The sequence below is a fragment of the Agreia sp. Leaf335 genome (genome assembly GCF_001423605.1).
In the GTDB taxonomy this organism is placed as follows: Bacteria; Actinomycetota; Actinomycetes; order Actinomycetales; family Microbacteriaceae; genus Agreia.
Window position 1 is genome coordinate 338,655 of record NZ_LMOQ01000002.1, and the last position, 18,000, is coordinate 356,654.

General features: G+C 66.6%; 17 protein-coding genes. 3 read left to right on the forward strand and 14 right to left on the reverse strand.

Annotated elements, in window-relative coordinates; translation table 11 throughout:
• Positions 1-27: 27 nt before the first annotated feature.
• The 8 genes from ASF79_RS07670 to ASF79_RS07705 all read right to left on the reverse strand — a co-directional run bounded on the left by ASF79_RS07670 (position 28) and on the right by ASF79_RS07705 (position 7,747).
• Positions 28-630: a histidine phosphatase family protein gene (locus ASF79_RS07670; RefSeq protein WP_055853538.1), complete on the reverse strand. Its 603-nt coding sequence runs from the start codon at positions 628-630 to the stop codon at positions 28-30.
• Positions 627-2,024, reverse strand: a complete 1,398-nt coding sequence (locus ASF79_RS07675) for a M16 family metallopeptidase (RefSeq protein ID WP_055853539.1) — start codon at positions 2,022-2,024, stop codon at positions 627-629. Before ASF79_RS07675 ends, ASF79_RS07670 begins: the two co-directional genes overlap by 4 nt.
• 15 nt (positions 2,025-2,039) lie before the next feature.
• Positions 2,040-2,972: an aldo/keto reductase gene (locus ASF79_RS07680; protein ID WP_055853541.1), complete on the reverse strand. Its 933-nt coding sequence runs from the start codon at positions 2,970-2,972 to the stop codon at positions 2,040-2,042.
• A gap of 80 nt (positions 2,973-3,052) precedes the next feature.
• Entirely contained in the window at positions 3,053-5,326 is a 2,274-nt protein-coding gene (locus tag ASF79_RS07685) for a polyribonucleotide nucleotidyltransferase (protein WP_055853543.1), read from the reverse strand.
• A 356-nt stretch (positions 5,327-5,682) separates the two neighbouring features.
• Positions 5,683-6,324, reverse strand: coding sequence for a hypothetical protein (locus tag ASF79_RS07690; RefSeq protein WP_055853544.1), 642 nt, complete (start codon positions 6,322-6,324; stop codon positions 5,683-5,685).
• 39 nt (positions 6,325-6,363) lie between these two features.
• Complete coding sequence (locus ASF79_RS07695; protein ID WP_055853546.1) at positions 6,364-6,789, reverse strand: hypothetical protein; 426 nt, start codon at positions 6,787-6,789, stop codon at positions 6,364-6,366.
• Positions 6,790-6,843: 54 nt separating this feature from the next.
• Positions 6,844-7,275: a hypothetical protein gene (locus tag ASF79_RS07700; protein ID WP_055853548.1), complete on the reverse strand. Its 432-nt coding sequence runs from the start codon at positions 7,273-7,275 to the stop codon at positions 6,844-6,846.
• A 4-nt stretch (positions 7,276-7,279) separates the two neighbouring features.
• Positions 7,280-7,747 carry a VanZ family protein gene (locus tag ASF79_RS07705; RefSeq protein WP_055853549.1) on the reverse strand — a complete coding sequence of 156 codons (468 nt, stop codon included), beginning with the start codon at positions 7,745-7,747 and terminating at the stop codon, positions 7,280-7,282.
• 62 nt (positions 7,748-7,809) lie between these two features.
• Here ASF79_RS07705 and ASF79_RS07710 point away from each other — a divergent pair, with 62 nt between their 5' ends.
• Positions 7,810-8,109, forward strand: a complete 300-nt coding sequence (locus ASF79_RS07710; protein WP_055780980.1) for a hypothetical protein — start codon at positions 7,810-7,812, stop codon at positions 8,107-8,109.
• 78 nt (positions 8,110-8,187) lie between these two features.
• Here ASF79_RS07710 and rpsO read toward each other — a convergent pair whose 3' ends face one another.
• Both rpsO and ASF79_RS07720 read right to left on the reverse strand, forming a co-directional pair.
• Complete coding sequence (gene rpsO, locus ASF79_RS07715; protein WP_055780977.1) at positions 8,188-8,457, reverse strand: 30S ribosomal protein S15; 270 nt, start codon at positions 8,455-8,457, stop codon at positions 8,188-8,190.
• 121 nt (positions 8,458-8,578) lie between these two features.
• Positions 8,579-9,895, reverse strand: coding sequence for an MFS transporter (locus tag ASF79_RS07720; protein ID WP_235500685.1), 1,317 nt, complete (start codon positions 9,893-9,895; stop codon positions 8,579-8,581).
• A 144-nt stretch (positions 9,896-10,039) separates the two neighbouring features.
• On the opposite strand from ASF79_RS07720, the gene ASF79_RS07725 reads away from it, so the two are divergent.
• The gene (locus ASF79_RS07725; RefSeq protein ID WP_055780970.1) at positions 10,040-10,894 is read left to right on the forward strand and encodes a LysR substrate-binding domain-containing protein; all 855 of its coding nucleotides are present in this window, start codon (positions 10,040-10,042) and stop codon (positions 10,892-10,894) included.
• 54 nt (positions 10,895-10,948) lie between these two features.
• Complete coding sequence (locus tag ASF79_RS07730; protein WP_082495754.1) at positions 10,949-12,274, forward strand: MFS transporter; 1,326 nt, start codon at positions 10,949-10,951, stop codon at positions 12,272-12,274.
• Positions 12,275-12,384: 110 nt separating this feature from the next.
• Here ASF79_RS07730 and ASF79_RS07735 read toward each other — a convergent pair whose 3' ends face one another.
• The 4 genes from ASF79_RS07735 to ASF79_RS07750 all read right to left on the reverse strand — a co-directional run bounded on the left by ASF79_RS07735 (position 12,385) and on the right by ASF79_RS07750 (position 17,977).
• Entirely contained in the window at positions 12,385-12,756 is a 372-nt protein-coding gene (locus ASF79_RS07735; RefSeq protein WP_200920223.1) for an FKBP-type peptidyl-prolyl cis-trans isomerase, read from the reverse strand.
• Positions 12,757-12,822: 66 nt separating this feature from the next.
• Entirely contained in the window at positions 12,823-15,087 is a 2,265-nt protein-coding gene (locus ASF79_RS07740) for a HelD family protein (RefSeq protein ID WP_442853856.1), read from the reverse strand.
• A gap of 63 nt (positions 15,088-15,150) precedes the next feature.
• Positions 15,151-16,488, reverse strand: a complete 1,338-nt coding sequence (locus ASF79_RS07745) for a PrsW family intramembrane metalloprotease (RefSeq protein WP_235500686.1) — start codon at positions 16,486-16,488, stop codon at positions 15,151-15,153.
• 67 nt (positions 16,489-16,555) lie between these two features.
• Positions 16,556-17,977, reverse strand: coding sequence for an FAD-binding oxidoreductase (locus ASF79_RS07750; protein WP_055853554.1), 1,422 nt, complete (start codon positions 17,975-17,977; stop codon positions 16,556-16,558).
• Positions 17,978-18,000: the final 23 nt, after the last annotated feature.

Genomic DNA, 18,000 nt, shown 5'->3' on the forward strand with positions numbered 1-18,000 from the left:
TTCCGGCTCGGATAGAGGAGCTCGAGGTCAGTACGGCTGCGCTTCGGGCAGACCCGTGCGCAGCTCGACCGGCAGGTGTCCCAGGTCGTTGTGCGTGACGAGCTCGGGCAGGCGTCCGGCCTTCACCGTGATGATGGTGAGGCCGCAATTGGCCTGATTCACGCCCACCCATCGCCAATCCGGCGCGCCCATCGCCTCTCTCACGAGCCAGCCGATGACGAAGTTGTGCGTGATCAAGAGGTCGTTCGTGGCCTCGCGGGTCGGCGACAGGAACTCGGCGACCGCGTCGGCCATCTGCGCCCTGCCGGCGTCGACCTGTTCGATCGTCACCGAGTTGAAGAACGGCTGGAACGAGTGCGGCATCTGGGGCGAGTAGCCGGTGGGAACGCAGTCGAAGAGCAGCGCCGTCGGCTCTGGCTGCAGCGCCGGCAGATGCGCTGCCATGATGGTGGCCGTATCCTCTGCACGCTGCAGGGGCGAGTGCCACACGTTCGTGAACGGCACACCGCCGAGGCGCTCCGCAATCAGTCGCGCCTGGCGCTGACCGCGCGGAGACAGCGGGCCGTCGTCCATGCCGTACTCGGCGTCCTGCTGTTCGCCATGTCGAACGAGATACAGCGTGCGGGTCATGAGCTCGCTCCCGTCAGAGTCGGGCCGAGACGGTCGAAAGCGTTCTCCGAGATGGCGCCGACGGCAGAGATGGAGAACGGCCGGGATGCGATGTCGCGAGCGAGCTCCTGCACATCCCGTGGCGTGACTCGGTCGAGACGCCGCAGTGCCTCGTCGAGATCGACGAACTCGCCTTGGGTGATCTCGGCGCGCCCGAGCCGCGACATCCGGGTGTCGGAGTCTTCGAGAGCCAGGGCTGCGGAGCCCGACAGCTGGCCGTGTGCACGCCGCAGCTCCTCGTCGGTGATGCCGTCGTGGGCGAGGAGCTGGAGCTGCTCGATCATCAGTTCTGCGACGTCGCCCACCCGAGCCGGAGTGCATCCGGCGTTCATACCGAAGAGACCGGCATCGGAGTACGACGGAGCGAACGAGTACACGGAGTATGCCAGACCCCGCTTCTCGCGGATCTCCTGGAACAGTCTCGACGACATTCCGCCGCCGAACACCGATCCCAGCACGCTGAGCGCGGAGCGGCGTTCGTCGCCAGCCGTGAACCCGGAGGTTCCGACGATCAGACTCGCCTGCTCGTTCGGACGCTGCACCACGACCAGAGGTGCGCCGCGGTGGATCTGGACTCCGGCGGATTCTCGTCGCGCGACGGGTTCGGCCGAGCGTTCCAGATTCCAGCCCGCGGCGGTCAGCGCTGCAGTGACCCGCGCGACGAGTTCGTCGTGGTCGACCGCACCGGCCGCGGTGATCACGAGATCCTGGGGGCGATAGTTCTCGAGGTAGTGCTGCCACACGGCGTCACGCGTGACCTCGCGAATAGTGTCGGCGCTGCCACCTACAGGGCGTCCGAGCGGATGGTCGCCGAGCACCGCTTCGAAGAACCGCTCCCCCGCGACGTCGGACGGGTCGTCGGATGCCTCGGCGAGCTCTTCGAGGATCACGCCGCGCTCGGTCTCGAACTCGCCGCGCTCGATCAACGATGATGTGAGCATGTCGGCGATCACGTCGACCGCCATCGGCAGGTCTTTGTCGCGGACCTTGGCGTAGTAACAGGTGTATTCCTTGCTCGTCGCGGCGTTGTGCTCGCCGCCCACGGCATCGAATGCCACCGCGATATCGAGGGCCGATCTCGTCGGTGTTCCTTTGAACAGCAGGTGCTCGAGAAAGTGCGTGGATCCGTAGCGCGAGGGAAGAGCCGGCGCGGCCGCCGTGGCGAGCACGCTGCCGAGTTCGTCACGAGAACCGACGGCGACCCAGTACCCGACGGTCGCACTCTGTGCACCGGGCATCTTCTCCGTGAGGATACGCACGCCGGACGGGAGGATCGTGCGGCGGACCAGAGACCCCCCAGACGCTTCGACGCGGAGTTCGGGCAGGTTGAGAGGGAGGGGCACGGCGTTGTTCATCGGGCCCAGCCTATGTCACTCCGATGCGCGATCGAGGGCGTTCAGCTGGTGCGGCTCGAGAACCAGATCGGCGGATGCGACGAGTTCGGCGACCTGTTTCGCCGACGCCGCCCGCACCACGGGAGCGATGACGTTTGGTTTCGATCGGACCCAGGCGAGAGCACACGCGGCGAGTGACGCGTTCTGTTCGGCGGCGACCCGCTCGAGCGCCTTCAGGACTCGGAATCCCTCGCGACCCACGTGAGCTGCCGCATCGGCGAACATGATCGACTCCGGAACGTCGCTCCGCACGCGGTAATCGCCGGTGAGGAAGCCGTTCGCCAGTGGCAGCCGGGCGAAGATACCGATGTTGAGTGACGTCACCGCGGGCAACAGGTCGTTCTCGACCGGCCGTCGGGTCATCAGGCTGTACGGGCTGAACACCGCTCGAAAACGGGGTAGTTCGTTCTCGTCTGCGAGTCTGCGCGCCTCGAGGAGACGGGCGCCGGAATACGACGACGCCGCCAATGCCCGGATCTTGCCGCTGTCGATGAGCGTGGCGGCGGCGGCCAGACTCTCCTCCAGCGGTGTGTGCGGGTGGTCGCTATCGAACGAGAGCAGATCGACGTGGTCGGTCTGGAGCCGCTCGAGGCTCGCCTCGGTCGCCGTCACGATGTCGCTGGCGGAGAGGCCGGGCGCATCCGGATGACGGCCGATCTTGGTGGCGAGGAACACCCGGGAGCGCGCCTTCCGGCTGCGCACCCAATTGCCGATCATGATCTCGCTGCGACCGCCCGCGTAGTGATCGGCCGTGGAGATGAGCCGGCCGCCGGCCCCATGAAACGCATCGAGGGCCTCGGCTGTCGCGGCGACGCCAGAAGCCCACCCGAAGACGTTTCCGTCGATGGCGAGTCGGAATCGGGCGGGTGGCAGGCCTTGGCTGGAGCTGGCGTCGTCGTTCGGCGTCATGAGGGCAGTGTAGTTGTGCGACCGGAGAAATGACGAAGGCCCGCCCCACCGGAGTGGGACGGGCCATCGATCAGAGGTGACTAGCCTTCGGCCGGGGCCTCGGGACCCTCGCTGGCTGCAGCGGATCCCTCGGTGTCGGATTCGTCGGCGACGACCGGAGCGAGCGACAGCTTTCCGCGGTCGTCGATCTTGGTGATCTCGACCAGGATCTTCTGGCCGACGCCGAGCACGTCTTCGACGTTCTCTACGCGCTTGCCACCGGCGAGCTTGCGCACCTCGGAGATGTGCAGCAGGCCGTCCTTGCCCGGAAGCAGCGACACGAACGCACCGAACGTCGCGATCTTGACGACGGTTCCGAGGAACTGCTCGCCGACCTCGGGGTTGGTCGGGTTGGCGATCGCGTTGACCTGGGCGCGAGCGGCCTCGGCGGAGGGACCGTCGACGGCGCCGATGTACACGGTTCCGTCTTCCTCGATCGAGATGTCGGCGCCGGTCTCGTCCTGGATGGAGTTGATCGTCTTGCCCTTCGGGCCGATCAGCTCGCCGATCTTGTCGACGGGGATCTGCACGCTGATCACGCGGGGCGCGGTCGGTGCCATCTCGTCGGGAGCGTCGATCGCGGAGTTGATGACGTTGAGGATCGCGGTGCGCGCGGCCTTCGCCTGCTTCAGGGCGCCGTCGAGCACGCTCGTGGGCAGACCGTCGAGCTTCGTGTCGAGCTGGATCGCGGTGATGAAATCACTCGTTCCGGCGACCTTGAAGTCCATGTCGCCGAGCGCGTCTTCTGCACCCAGGATGTCGGTGAGGGCCGCGTAACGGGTCTCTCCGTCGATGGTGTCGGAGACGAGGCCCATGGCGATACCGGCGACGGGTGCGCGCAGCGGCACACCGGCGTTCAGCAGCGACAGGGTCGAGGCGCAGACGGAACCCATCGACGTGGAGCCGTTGGAACCCAGAGCCTCGGAGACCTGGCGGATGGCGTAGGGGAACTCGTCGCGGCTGGGAAGCACGGGTGCGATGGCGCGCTCGGCCAGGAAGCCGTGCCCGATCTCGCGGCGCTTCGGCGAACCGACGCGACCCGTCTCACCGGTGGAGTAGGGCGGGAAGTTGTAGTGGTGCAGGTAGCGCTTCTTCTTGATCGGGCTCAGCGAGTCGATCTGCTGCTCCATCTTGAGCATGTTCAGCGTGGTGACGCCCAGGATCTGGGTCTCACCGCGCTGGAAGATGGCGGAACCGTGCACGCGCGGGATGACCTGGACCTCGGCATCGAGCGGACGGATGTCGGCGAGGCCACGACCATCGATGCGGACGCCCTCGGTGAGGATACGACCGCGGACGACGGTCTTGGTGACCGACTTGTATGCGGCCGAGACCATCGGCGGGATGTCGCCCGACAGTTCGCCTGCGGAGACCTTCTCGTTGATAGCGAGCTTGACGCGCTCTTTCAGTGCGTCGTCTGCATCCTGGCGCTCGGTCTTGTCGGCGATCTGGTAGATCGAGACGAGCTCGTCGTAGGCGAGTTCGGCGACCGCGTCGTATCCAGCCTGGCTGTAGGCGGGGAACACGGGGTATTCGCGGACGGGCTTGTTCACCTGCGCGGCGAGCGAGGCCTGGGCCTCGACGAGCTGCTTGAGGAACGGCTTGGCGGCCTCGAGGCCCTGGGCCACGATCTCCTCGTTCGGCTTCGTGGCGCCGGCCTGGATCAGGTTCCAGCTGTTCTCGGTGGCCTCGGCCTCGACCATCATGATCGCGACGTCCTGGTTGCCCTGGGCGTCGGTGACGACGCGGCCGGCGACGGTCAGGTCGAACACGGCCTCTTCGAGCTGCGAGTACTTGGGGAAGGCGACCCACTGGTCACCGATCAGTGCCAGGCGTACGCCGGCGATGGGGCCCGAGAACGGGATGCCCGAGATCTGGCTCGATGCGGAGGCCGCGTTGATCGCCAGGGTGTCGTAGAACTCATCGGGAGCGATGCTGAGCACCGTGATGACGACCTGGACCTCGTTGCGGAGACCGTTGACGAACGACGGGCGCAGGGGGCGGTCGATCAGGCGGCAGACCAGGATGGCCTCGGTCGACGGACGTCCCTCACGGCGGAAGAACGATCCGGGGATCTTTCCCGCGGCGTAGCTGCGCTCTTCGACGTCGATGGTGAGCGGGAAGAAGTCGAAGTTGTCCTTCGGGTGCTTTCCGATGCTGGTGGCACTCAGCAGCATGGTTTCATCGTCGAGGTAGGCCGCGACGGCGCCCTGTGCCTGCTGTGCCAGACGTCCCGCTTCGAAGCGGACCGTGCGGGTGCCGAACTTGCCGTTATCGATAACGGCTTCGGCGAATTTGATTTCTGGACCCTCCATATGGGGGTTTCTCCTTATGTGTTGTCTCCCGCCATGCAGGCGAAGAGAATTCGCGGCCCCGTGTGGGCTCTCGCGATGCGTACAGCGGAGTGGGGTGACAGAGCGACATGCGGGTGCTCGCCGATTGCGAGACCCGTGCACGTACGCGCCTTATCGAATCCGACGGATTCGTCAGATCCATCAGAGCATGGGGCGCATGTCTGGCCAACAGTAGAAAACCTCGGACCACTTCTCGCGTTCCGAAACCCACCACCGGTGACCAGCGTCCTGCCGGCCTGCTCCGCATTTGATGCTCGTGTATTTATTTGTTCGCATTGCCCGCGAGGGGCAACAGGCTGATCTTAGCAGGCGTGTGCTCAATGCAGCCGGATAGCGTCGATTACGCCCTCGGCGGGTCGGTCGACCTCGACCGTGAGCGGGCGAGACAGACGGGTGAACGGTCGAGACGGATCGGGCAGCTTGCCGTCGCCGAAGACTCGCGCGGGCACCGTCACGAGCACTCCCTCGTCTCGGAGAGCCTCGAGGGTCTCCCCGATGGATGCGCCGGTCCCCCGAGGAAGGAATCCCGCGCGAGCGGGCGTCGGCCCACCCGCGAAGTACGCCTCGACCCGGAGCTCGCGGCCGAGCCAGCGGGTCGCTCCGGGCCAGAGCACGACGGTCAAGGCGGGATCGGTCCAGCCGAGCGCGAGGTCGATGGAGTCCTGACGCCGGTTGCTCTCGTCGAGCATGAGCACGCCGTCGACAGCGATCTCCCGCAGGTCGAATCCGTCGAGCCTCACGAGTCGAGACGCGGAATTGCGATCTCGCCCGCTTCGAATCCCGAGGCGCACGATCTGCACGATGGCCGGCACGGCCACGACGACCGCGACGATTCCGATAACGGTGCCCACCACAGGCACACGCGACGTCATCGAAGCAGCCAGGGCGGCGACGACAACGATGCCCAGGAGAAACGGCTCCCACACGAGGAGGGAGAGCTTTCTGCGGGGGGCTGGCATTGCTCAATCCAAGCACGTCCGAGCACGCTGGCCCGACCGTCAGTAGGCGCGGCCCATCCGGAGTACGACACGGAGTCCGTGCCGAGTGACGACGATGTCACACGGGATGCGGGGCGCCTTGCCCCTGTCGGACAACCGCCCCAGGCAGGCGTCGACCGGTGCCTCGAGGCCACGAGGCACGAAGCCTACGACGCCGCTGAGGTCCGAGCCCGTCCAGAGGCGGACCGGCATCGGGGCGTCTACGCGATCCTCGGCCGGCGGACGGCGCTCGACGAATGCGTCCGTCGGAGAAACCAGCGCCTCCTGAAGCTCGGTCAACTCGTTCTGGAAGGGTGAGCTGCCGGCGACCCTCAGCGTGACGTTGGTGAACCGGGGGAAGAGATTGTAGGTGTAGTCGGCGAGGGAGCCCGCACCCGCATCGTGCTTGTCGGGCACGTCCGACTCTCTGCGATCGCCGATGACCATGGAGCCATTCAACTCCCCCGGCATTCGGGAAGGAAGAGCGAGATGCGGAATGGCTCAGCGAGTCAGGCCGATAGCCAGATCGACCCGCAGGCCGTTTTTGGTCTGTCGGATCGTGGCCTGCATGCGGGTCGACTTGCCCGAATCGACGAGCCGACCGAGTGCGGCTTCGACCGGAGCCTCGAGACCGCGGGGTATGAAGCCGACGACCGGGGTGGGCCGCTGGTTGACGAAGAGCCGCACGGGCGTCGGCGCATCCGTTCGTTCGTCGTCGACGCTGCGTCGCGAGATGAAGGCCTCGGTCTCGGTCACTCCCTGGTCGAGGACCGCGCGCAGCGCGTCCTGACAGGGATCGCTGTCGGCCAGCTGGATGCGCACCTTCTGATTGCGGGGTATCAGGTCGTAGAGGTAGTCGTCGAGCGATCCCGCACCCTGGTCGGTCTTCGCGAGCTCGGGGTTGTTGACACGGCCGAACGAAAGGAATCTCATTCGTCTATCCAAGCGCCTGCGCGGCTCGTGCGCGAACTCGTCCACGCCGGCCGCGCCGCGCGAGCGACACCGACATCAGCACGACGCCGAGCAGCACGCCGATGGTGCCGCCGGAGGTGTTCGCCAGCACATCGTCGAGATCGGCGACCCGTGTCGGGAGGAGTGCGCCCTGCCAGATCTCGATGGCGCACGAGATCGCCGCGCAGAGGAGGATCGCGAGCCACCAGCGCCGACGACCGAACAGCAGAACGAAGAAGACACCCAGGGGGATGAACATCGCGATATTCGCGACGAACTCGACCCTGTCGAAGGTGATCCAGTCGGTGGCCTCGTAGCGTTCGAAGAAGTCGAGGAAGCGCCAGAGAACGCTGCTCGTGCCCGCATCGTAGGGTTCCGGACCGAGTGTGACCCATGCGACGCCGGCCAGGTAGAGAACCGTGAGCAGAGAGAGCACGGGATGGCGTCGGAACATGACTCGATACTGCCGCACAAGTCTTGGTGGATCGTGTGCATGCTCTGTTCTAGAGTCGAGATATGACTGACAGAGAACTGGACGAGAGTAGCAACAACGACGGCAACGAGGACCTGCTCGAGGTATCGAGCGAACTCGACGACAGGGGCGACGCCGAATTCACGAACCCGGGCGATCCCTCGGTCGACGATGAGGAGTCCCTCGACGAGGATCTGCTCGACGGCACGGACACGGAGTTCAGTGTCGAGGAGAGTATCGACACCCTGCAGATCGACGATCCCGACGAGACGAACGACGATCTCGACGACGAGGACTACAAGGCCGAGAGTGCCGACGAGCTCGGCGACGACGACCGCGTCTGAGAACCAGACACCGCCACACATGCGAATGGGCCGTTCTCCCCTCGGGGAGAACGGCCCATCGTCAAGAAATGCGGCGAACTATCGACGCAGGCCCAGACGCTCGATCAGCGCGCGGTAGCGCCCGATCTCGACATCGGCCAGGTAACCCAGCAGGCGGCGACGCTGTCCGACCAGGAGCAGGAGTCCACGACGCGAGTGGTGGTCGTGCTTGTGCTCCTTGAGGTGCTCCGTGAGGTCCTTGATGCGACGCGTGAGCATCGCGACCTGGACCTCGGGGGATCCGGTGTCACCGGGGTGAGTTGCGTATTCTTCGATGATCGCCTTCTTGACATCAGCTTCAAGAGCCATAGTTGGTGATCCCCTTTCTCCTCATTGCGCGGTGCCCGTCACAGTATGTGCGGGCTCTCTTTATCCGCGGCCGTTAGACGGCAACCTGGTGATTCTAGCAGATCGATCGAGAGCCGGTCGGCTAGTGCTGAACGATCGCGAGGAGCGGCAGGCGACGGCGCAGCCGAAGGGTGAATCGACCGCTTCGAGCGAGCACGACGCCCACGACGAGCGCGGCGACAGCGGGCACCACCCCCGACACGAGCATGCCGAACGGGGCGCCGTAGCTCTCGACGAGCCACCCCATCAGCGGGCCACCTAGCGCCTGGCCACCGAGCAGCACCAGGACGTAGACCGACATGACGCGGCCGCGGATAGACACGTTGCTCGACAGCTGGATGAGCTGGTTCGCTCCCGTGAGGAACTGCAACGTGCAGAACCCCACCAGAACGAGAAGCACGCAGACCACGGGCTCGGTGGGAGCGCCGGAGACGATCGCCTGAACGGTTCCCCAGGCGAGGCCGGTGATGACCACGGCGCGAAGCCGGATGCTGGTCCGCCGGGTCGAGAGCACCGCGCCGGCCAGCGCACCGACGGCGACGAGCGAGTTGAACAGACCGTATCCCCCGGGTCCGCTGTCGAAGACATCCGAGGCGTAGGCCGCGAGCAGCACGGGCATGTTGAGGGCGAAGACCGCGACGAACGCCACCATGACGACAGTCCAGAGGATCGTGGGCTTGGCCAAGACGTACGACAGGCCCTCCTTGAGCTGACCCTTGGCCCGCGGGGCTACGGGAGCCGGGTACAGGGTGGCGGGATTCAGCATCAACACCGTGATCACCACACCCAGGCATGCAACGGCGTTGATCGCGAACGACCATCCGGCGCCGACCGAGACGAGCAGCACCCCGCCGATCGCCGGCCCGATCAATGCGCCGAGCTGGAAGACCGACGAGTTGAGGCTGATGGCGTTGCGCAGATACTTCGGCCCGACGAGTTCGTTCACGAAGACCTGGCGGGTGGGGTTGTCGATCACCGTGGCGAGACCCACGACGAGCGCGACGAGCATGATGTGCCATACCTCGACCACTCCGGTGAGCGCCAGCACCGCCAAGGCGACACTGGCGAGCAGCGAGACGCTCTGCGTGATCGCCAGCAGCATCCGCTTCGAGTAGCGGTCGACGAGCACGCCACCGTAGAGCCCGAGGAACAGCATCGGTGCGAACTGCAGAGCGACGGTCAGGCCGACGGCGGCGACGCTTCCGGAGAGTTCGAGAACCAGCCAGTCCTGGGCGATCCGCTGGATCCAGAGGGCCGTCATGGCGACGATATTGGCGGAGGTGAATAGTCGGAAGTTGGGGACTCTCAGTGAGGAGAAGGTGTCTTTCCATGGCGGTGCCGAGGTCAGCACGGGCATGGGGGCGGTTACGGGAAACGGGTCGGAGGGAGGGGGTGTCACGAATAATCCAAGTGCGAGATAACGAAAGCGGTTGCGTATGAAATGGGGATGCCGAGCATCCGATTCCTCAACGCTATTGCCACCCCCAGTCATTCCCCGAGTAAATTGACCCTATAACTCCCATTACTTTTCCGAATGAGACCCGTGTTCGACCCCACTCTCCTCCGCACCTTCCTCGCCGTCGCCGAGACCTCGAGCTTCACGGTTGCCGCCCAGCGTCTGGGCATCAGCCAACCCACCGTGAGCCAGCACGTCAGGCGACTCGAGCAGGCCTCTGGCCGCCTGCTCGTCGCCCGAGACACGCGCGACGTGTCGCTGACCGACAATGGGGATGCGATGGCCGGGTTCGCGCGCACGATCCTCGCGGCCCACAGCGCGGCCGATGACTACTTCAGCGGCTCGGCGATGAAGGGAAAGCTCCGGTTCGGTGCCGCCGACGACTTGGCGATCACGCAGCTCCCCCGCATACTCCGGCATTTCCGCCAGCTCTATCCGCAGATCAACCTCGAGCTCACCGTCGACCAGTCGGGGCCGCTCTTTCGCAAACTGCACGCCGGTTCGCTCGATCTCATCTTCATCAAACAGAAGCCCGAGACGACAGACGGGACGGTGGTGAGGCGGGACCAGCTCGTCTGGGTCGGACAAGAGAAGACGATCGTCGAGCTCGGTGCACCGGTGCCGCTCATCACCTACCAGGGAACGACTGTCAGCCGGACAAGTGCGATCGAGGCGCTGGAGCAGGCTGGTCGGCGCTGGCGCATCACCTGCAACACGCGGGAGGTGAACGGTCTTCTGGCCGCAGTGCGAGCGGGTCTCGGCGTCGCGGTCTTTCCCCGGTCGCTCATTCCCGACGATCTGGTCGTGGTCGGCAATCGCTTCGACCTGCCCGTGCTGGGCGAGGTCGATCTGACTCTCCTCCGCAACCCGGCGGCTCCGGCGGAGCCTGTCGATGCCCTCATCTCGGCGATCATGGGCCGCACACTCAACCGAACGGCGTAGCGAGAAATCGCCGTTCATCGACAATCAGCCCCCCACGATCGGATCCCCCGCGCAGTGAGCACGTCTCCGTCTGACACACCCACCCGGCGAACACACTTCGTCGATCTCGCCCCGTTCCGCCGCAGCCCGGCGTTCTTCCGTCTCTGGCTCGGCGGCCTCATCGCGGGAATCGGCGGCCAGATGACCGTCATCGCGGTCGGCCTGCACATCTACGACATCACCGGGTCGACGACGGCGGTCTCCCTCGTCGGCGTCTTCGCTCTCGTTCCGATGATCGTCGCTGGTGTGTACGGGGGCGTTCTCGCCGACAGTTTCGACCGTCGGACCGTGGTGCTCGTGGCCGAGTTCCTCGCCTGGGGGTCCACGGTCGGACTCGCTCTCCTGGCGTGGAACGGCATCGACGAACTATGGATGTTCTATGCGCTCACGACCATCACGGCGGTCGCGACGACCGTGATCGGTGCGACCCGCTCGGCGATCGTGCCCAGGCTGCTGTCGCCCGAGCTGCTTCCCGCCGCGTCAGCCCTCGGGGGCATCAGCTTCGGTGTGCAGGTGACCGTCGGCCCCGCTCTGGCGGGTGTGCTCGTGGCCACGGTGGGATTCCAGTGGACGTACACGGTCGATGTCATCCTCTTCGTCGCCGCATTCACCGGGGTCGTGACGCTTCCTCGCATCATTCCGGAGGGCGGAAGCCGCCGCGCCGGCTTCGCCGCCGTCTGGGAGGGCCTGGCGTTTCTGAAACGGGCGCCCAACATCCGCATGTCGTTCCTCATCGACATCGTGGCCATGACGTTCGGGATGCCGAGGGTCGTGTTCCCGGCCGTCGGCGCTCTGCTGATCGGCGGCGGCGCGATCACCGTGGGCATCCTCTCGGCCGCCTTCGCGGTCGGCGCCCTGCTCTCGTCGGTCTTCTCGGGAAGGTTGGGCCACGTACGCCTCCAGGGCCGAGCCATAGCTCGCGCTGTCGCCGTCTACGGTGCCTTCATCGGGGCATTCGGTCTGGTGCTTCTCGTGATGGATCACGGCCGCTCAGGCGGAATCACGTCGTCTTTCGACGACGCGAACCTGCCCGCGCTCGCCCTGGCGAGCCTGGCGCTGGCCGGTGCCGGTGCCTCGGACAACGTCAGCTCCATCTTCCGTCAGACCATGATGCAGTCCGCCGTTCCCGACGTCATGCGCGGTCGCATCCAGGGCGTCTTCACGGTGGTGGTCACCGGAGGGCCACGCCTCGGCGACGCTTATGTCGGTCTCGCCGCGGCGACCGCGCTGCTCTGGCTGCCCCCGCTTCTCGGCGGGGCCATCGTGGTGCTGTTCTCGCTCGCGGCGGTACGCCTTCACCGATCGCTGAGGGAATACGACTCACTCGCGCCCACACCCTGAGTCGGCCGCCGGCGAGGCGACCATCACTCACGCGGCCATCACCCACAACGACGGCGGGGCGTGGAGCCGAATGGCCCCACGCCCCGCCGTCGCGGTTGCCCGAGCGAACGCTACGGGACGCTGATCAGATCGATGACGAAGACGAGCGTCTTGCCGCCGAGGAAGTGCCCGCCCGCGGGACCGTATGCAAGGTGAGGAGGAATGGTGAGCTTGCGGCGCCCGCCCGCCTTCATTCCCGGAATGCCCTCCTGCCATCCGGCGATGAGGCCGTTGAGGGGGAAGCTGATGGTCTCGCCCCGACCCCACGACGAGTCGAACTCCTCGCCGGTCTCGTACTCGACACCCAGGTAGTGCACCTCGACGGTTGCTCCAGGCGTGGCTTCTGCGCCGTCACCGACGACGATGTCCTCGATGACCAGCTCGGTGGGAGCGGGCCCCTCGGGAAAGTCGATCTCGGGCTTGGTGTTCATGTTTTCGGTCATGGCACCATCCAACCGCTCTCGGGGTGCGCGGGTCAAAAGCGTTCTCTCAGGGGGTAATCGAGACGATCACACGGGTCGGACGAGATGAAGGCGCTGAGTCGGCCTGGTCATCGCCACGTAGAGCCCGGATGCCCCGCGGCTCGACTCGGCGAGAATGCCGTCGGGGTCGACGACGACGACCGAGTCGAACTCCAAGCCCTTCGCATCCTGTGCGGTCAGCACCGCGATCGCACGGTTGAGGCCCTGGGCTCCGAGCCCGATGTCACGGCCGAACGACTCGGACAGGGCCGGGTACAGCGCATCGACCGTGGCCTCGGGGGCGATGACCGCCACCGTTCCGCGGTCGTCGATGTCTCGATCGTCTTCGATCACCGTGATCACCGCGTCTCCGAGCGCATCGGGGTCGACGGACCGACCGGCGAGACGGAGTTCGACGGTCGTCGTCGTGACGGGCCACTCGCTCTCTCGAACGGCCGTGGCACGTGTTATCGGCAGACGGTTCTTCTCGGCCATCGCCTCGGCCTCGAGCGCGATCTGTGCGGGAGTGCGGTAGTTGACGGTGAGTTCCTCGAGCCGCCACCGCTCGCCGAGGGGCGACGATCCGACCAACGGCTGCACGGCATCCTGCCAGCTGCGCGCACTGGCCGCTGCGCTCGCCTGCGCCATGTCGCCGACGACGGTGAACGACCGCAGGGGGCAGCGACGCGCGAGGACGCGCCACTGCATGGGCGACAGCTCCTGTGCCTCGTCGACCACGATGTGACCGTAGGTCCACGTTCGGTCGGCGGCCGCCTGTTCGGCCGTGGTTCCCCGCACACTGCGCTCGGCGAAACCCGCGGCGAGGTCCTCCGCGTGCACCAGGCCCTCGACCTGCATGTTGCGGATCGCGTTCTCGGCGTTCTCGATATCTCGCTTCTTCTGCAGCTTCTCCTCGCGCTTCAGGGCGGCGTTCTGCGCGTTGTACTCGCCCAGGAGCTCAGCCGCCTCGTCGAGCAGGGGTACATCGGAGATGGTGAATGCCGCGTCACGGGCGCGGCGCAGGAGTGCACGCTTCTCGGCCGACCACGACGGAGTCAGCGATGCGAGCCACTGCGGCCGCGCGTAGAGATCCTGCAACAGCTTTTCCGGCGTGAGCGGCAACCAGGCTGTGTTCAGCGCCACCACCACATCGTGCGAGGTGCGGAGGTCTTCGCGCAGCACCGCCTGGTCGGCGTCGTCGACCGTGTTGCCATGGGAACGCAGCTGGTCGGCCAGCAGCCGACTCAACTGGTTGAGCGCGCTCTTGACGAAGACGACGCGCGCTTCGTTGTGCGGCTTGCGAGTCTCCCACGCGCGGTTCATGGCGGCGGAGATGAGCCCGGGCTCGAGCGTGAGTCGCTCGCCGTTGACGTCGAGGTCGATCGCCTCGAGTGGCACGCGCTGCCGGGAGCGCACGGCCCGTTTGATGACACCGGCCATCTCGGCGGCGCCCTTCACCCGCGCGGTCTCCGGCGCGTCGTCGTGGACGGCCTCGAGACCCGGATACAGGCCGCCGACACTCGAGACGACCACGCCGGTCTCGCCGAGGCTCGGCAGAACCGCCTCGATGTATTGCAAAAAGGCCCGCGACGGCCCGACGACGAGAACACCGGATGACGCGAGTCGCTCACGATGCGAGTAGAGCAGGTAGGCGGCCCGGTGCAGAGCGACGGCGGTCTTGCCCGTGCCCGGCCCGCCCTGGACGACGAGCACTCCCCCGAGCTCCGACCTGATGATCCTGTCCTGCTCGGCCTGGATCGTGGCCACGATGTCGCTCATGCGGCCGGTCCGCTGACTGGTGAGGGCGGCGAGGAGGGCAGCCTCGCCCTGCAGCGAGTCAGCCTGCTCGACGAGGAGTTCGGCATCGAAGATCTCGTCATCGATGCGCGTGACCGTGCGTCCCTCGGTGATGAGGTGACGCCTCGCCCGTGCGCCGAGAGGCGTCGCCGCAGTGGCCTGGTAGAACGCGGCAGCCTGGGGCACGCGCCAGTCGAGGAGGATGGGTTTCAGCTGTTCGTCGCGCAGCCCGATGCGACCGATGTACCGGAACGGAGAGCCATCGTCTGAGTCGGCGCCGTCGGTCAGCTCGAGCCTGCCGAACGCGAGCCGGTCGTCGACCTCGTCGAGCTGAGCGATGCGGTCCTCGTAGAGGCGCGCATAGGCGTCGCGCTCGGAACGGCTCTGGTGATTTCCGCCCACGTCGTCGCGTCGTACCCGCGCGAGAGCAGAGCGGGCTTCCACCCTCAGCGCGTCGAGACGCGCGTACAGCTCCTCGACATAGTGACGTTCCTGGGCGAGCTCGGTTGAAACCACGAATAGACACTCCTTGACAGCGGCCATCTAGTTTACTCGGGTCTCGGTCCCCGGTCCGTGCGCTCAGATGACGGGCGGCCCCTGCCGCGGCTCGTGGGGAGCGCCGTACTGCTCCGAGGGCTGCTGCTGCTGCTGGTAGGGCTGCTGTTGGGCGAGGGCACTAGACGATGGGCCCGACGCAAGCAGCGATGCCCTGTCCGCAGTCACAGCCTGCAGCAGATCTGCTTCGTCTCGCTGGCCGCCGATGCCATCGCGCCCGGTGACGACGCGCTGCCGCGCGAAGGCCAGGCGCGTCGCATCCTGCGTGAAGCGCCGCATCACGCGGCCCTTGTCGCCGCCCTGGGCCGCGGCCCACGCACGAGCCTGTCGCCTGCCCGCACCCGTCGAGAGCATCGAGACCTCTTCCGGCGTGAACCACCCGGCGGATGCATACTCCTCGAGACGAACCCGGGTGAGCGCCGCCTCGCGCTTGCGCAGGAAGACGACCGCGACGATGGCGAGGGCGAACAGCGGGACCTGCACGATCGCGTAGACGAGGAAGAAGCCGCCGAGTCCCTCGACGATGAAGGAGGAGCCGTTCCACAGCGCGTGCAACAAGACGGCCGGAACCAGGCCGATGAAGAAGAACCCGATGCCGGGCAGCCAGCCCTTCTTCTGCGACGCGAAGCCCAGGGCGACGCCGGTGCACGCCGTGAACATCACGTGGGCGAAGGGCGACATGATGCCGCGCAGGAAGAAGGTGAAGCCGAGGCCGATACCGCCGGACTCGATCAGCGACGAGCCGAAGTAGAGGATGTTCTCGGTGAAGGCGAACCCCGCGGCGACGGTGGCGCCGTAGACGAGCCCATCGATCGGGCCATCGAAGTGACGACGAAGCACGAAGAAAAGGATCAGCACGCCGAGGCCCTTCGCGCTCTCCTCGACCAGGGGTGCCTGGATGACGGCGGAGAAGAAGTCGCCCACGCCTCCCTGACCCTGCGTCGCGTAGTAGACAGCGAGCTGGATGCCGAGACCCACGAGCAGGGCGATGGCGACCGAGGCTGCCGCTCCCCAGAGGAAGGCGAACCACAGGGCGCCGCGCGGTTCCGGCTCCCAGCGGTCGATCCACGTGATCGTGAGGATCACCACGGCAAGAGGAATCAGCGCGACGAGTCCGCAGACGACGAGCGCGAACGGTCCGAGCCCGATCGCGACGTACGCGAGCACGGCCAGGAAGACGAATCCGAGCACGCTGATGCCGATGATCGAGAGCACCAGTCCGGTGGACTTCTGGGCGGGAGGGGTCGGCGCAGACCACACCGCGTGCTCGGCGTAGACCGGGTTCTCGGCCTGCTGGAGCTGAGGGGCGAATGCAGGCTCGGCCTGCTGGGGATAGTAGCCGGGCTGATAATGCTGGGACACAATGCTCCTCATCGGTGACAGGCCACCGATCCTAGCGGCACGGCACCTCTTCGGGGAGAACCGCGCGTCAGAAGACCGCTCCGGGATTCATGATCGACAGGGGGTCGAAGACGGCCTTGATGCCCCGCTGCAACTCCAGGCTCTGCGGCCCGAGCTCGTTCTCGAGCCACCGCTTCTTCAGCACGCCCACTCCGTGCTCTCCCGTGAGCGTTCCTCCGAGCTCCATCGCCGCGACGAAAAGCTCGTCGGCGGCGGCCCAGACGGATGCCGGCACCTCCTGCTCGCTCTGGCCTTCGGATCCCGAGATCGACGATGGGGCCCGTGGCGGCACGACGAAGTTGGGATGCAGATTGCCGTCACCCGCGTGAGCGATCGTGGGGATCGCGATACCGTGCCGACGCGAGATCTCGTCGATCGCGGCGAACATCTCGGCGAGGTGCGATCGGGGAACGCAGATGTCTTCGATGAGCACCTCGCCGACGGATGCCAGCGCGGGGTGGAAGTTCCGGCGAACGGCGAGGAGCGCCTCCCCCTCCTCGGCATCGCGCGCCAGGCGCACGTCGGCGCCCAGGCCCGTCAGGATGGTCGAGATCGCCGACGCCTCGTCTGCCGCGCCCCGCGCATCTGTCTGCACGAGCAGGTACGCGCCGCCCCCCTCTGAGAGGCGTGTGCCTGTGTACGCGTCGATGGCGACGAGCGACGCGTGGTCCATGAGCTCCATCACGGCGGGTCTGATGAGGGCGGCCGTGATGGCCGCGGCCGCGGCCGCGCCGGCACGGACGTCGGTGAAGAACGCCCCGAGGGTGACGATGTCGCCGGCCGGTATCGGTCTGAGTCGCACCGTCGCCTCGACGATGACACCGAGCGTGCCCTCCGATCCGGTGAGCAGGGCCGTGAGATCGAGGCCGGTGACACCCTTCACGCTGCGCCGCCCCGTCCGAAGCAACGACCCGTCGGCGAGGACGACGACGAGGCCCAGTATCGCTTCTCGGGTGACGCCGTACTTCGCACAGAGGAGCCCGCCGGCGTTCGTGGCGATATTGCCCCCGATCGTCGAGATGGCCTTGGACGCCGGATCGGGCGAGAACACCAGGCCGTGCGGAGCGGTGGCGTCGCTCAGGCGCTGGTTGATGACGCCCGCCTGCACCACGGCGAGCTCATCGGCCGGGTTGATCTCGAGGATCTCGTTCATGCGCTCGGTCGAGATGACGAGGGCGCCGTCGGTGCCGACTCCTCCCCCCGCCAGCCCGGTGCCCGCACCCCGCGGCACGACGGGAATCCGGAATCGGCTGGCGATCCGCATCGCCGATTGAACATCTTGCGTCGAGCGCGCGAGGACCACCGCAAGAGGGCTGCCCGGCGCAACCCATCCCGACTTGTCGGTGCGCACGGACTGGAGAAGCACGGGGTCGAGCGAGACAGCCTCGCCCAATTCTGATCGGAGGTGCTCGAGAGCGAGCTGAGACGACGTTGGCTCGGTGGTGAACATACGGCCATGCTAGGCGGTGCCGA

Bases quoted from the DNA above. Each gene is read 5' to 3' on its own strand.
- ASF79_RS07695 (WP_055853546.1), bottom strand. From the start codon at position 6,789: ATGGTCATCGGCGATCGCAGAGAGTCGGACGTGCCCGACAAGCACGAT.
- ASF79_RS07675 (WP_055853539.1), bottom strand. From the start codon at position 2,024: ATGAACAACGCCGTGCCCCTCCCTCTCAACCTGCCCGAACTCCGCGTC.
- rpsO (WP_055780977.1), bottom strand. From the start codon at position 8,457: ATGGCTCTTGAAGCTGATGTCAAGAAGGCGATCATCGAAGAATACGCA.
- ASF79_RS07710 (WP_055780980.1), top strand. From the start codon at position 7,810: ATGACTGACAGAGAACTGGACGAGAGTAGCAACAACGACGGCAACGAG.
- ASF79_RS07705 (WP_055853549.1), bottom strand. From the start codon at position 7,747: ATGTTCCGACGCCATCCCGTGCTCTCTCTGCTCACGGTTCTCTACCTG.
- ASF79_RS07735 (WP_200920223.1), bottom strand. From the start codon at position 12,756: ATGACCGAAAACATGAACACCAAGCCCGAGATCGACTTTCCCGAGGGG.
- ASF79_RS07700 (WP_055853548.1), bottom strand. From the start codon at position 7,275: ATGAGATTCCTTTCGTTCGGCCGTGTCAACAACCCCGAGCTCGCGAAG.
- ASF79_RS07670 (WP_055853538.1), bottom strand. From the start codon at position 630: ATGACCCGCACGCTGTATCTCGTTCGACATGGCGAACAGCAGGACGCC.
- ASF79_RS07680 (WP_055853541.1), bottom strand. From the start codon at position 2,972: ATGACGCCGAACGACGACGCCAGCTCCAGCCAAGGCCTGCCACCCGCC.
- ASF79_RS07685 (WP_055853543.1), bottom strand. From the start codon at position 5,326: ATGGAGGGTCCAGAAATCAAATTCGCCGAAGCCGTTATCGATAACGGC.
- ASF79_RS07690 (WP_055853544.1), bottom strand. From the start codon at position 6,324: ATGCCAGCCCCCCGCAGAAAGCTCTCCCTCCTCGTGTGGGAGCCGTTT.
- ASF79_RS07750 (WP_055853554.1), bottom strand. From the start codon at position 17,977: ATGTTCACCACCGAGCCAACGTCGTCTCAGCTCGCTCTCGAGCACCTC.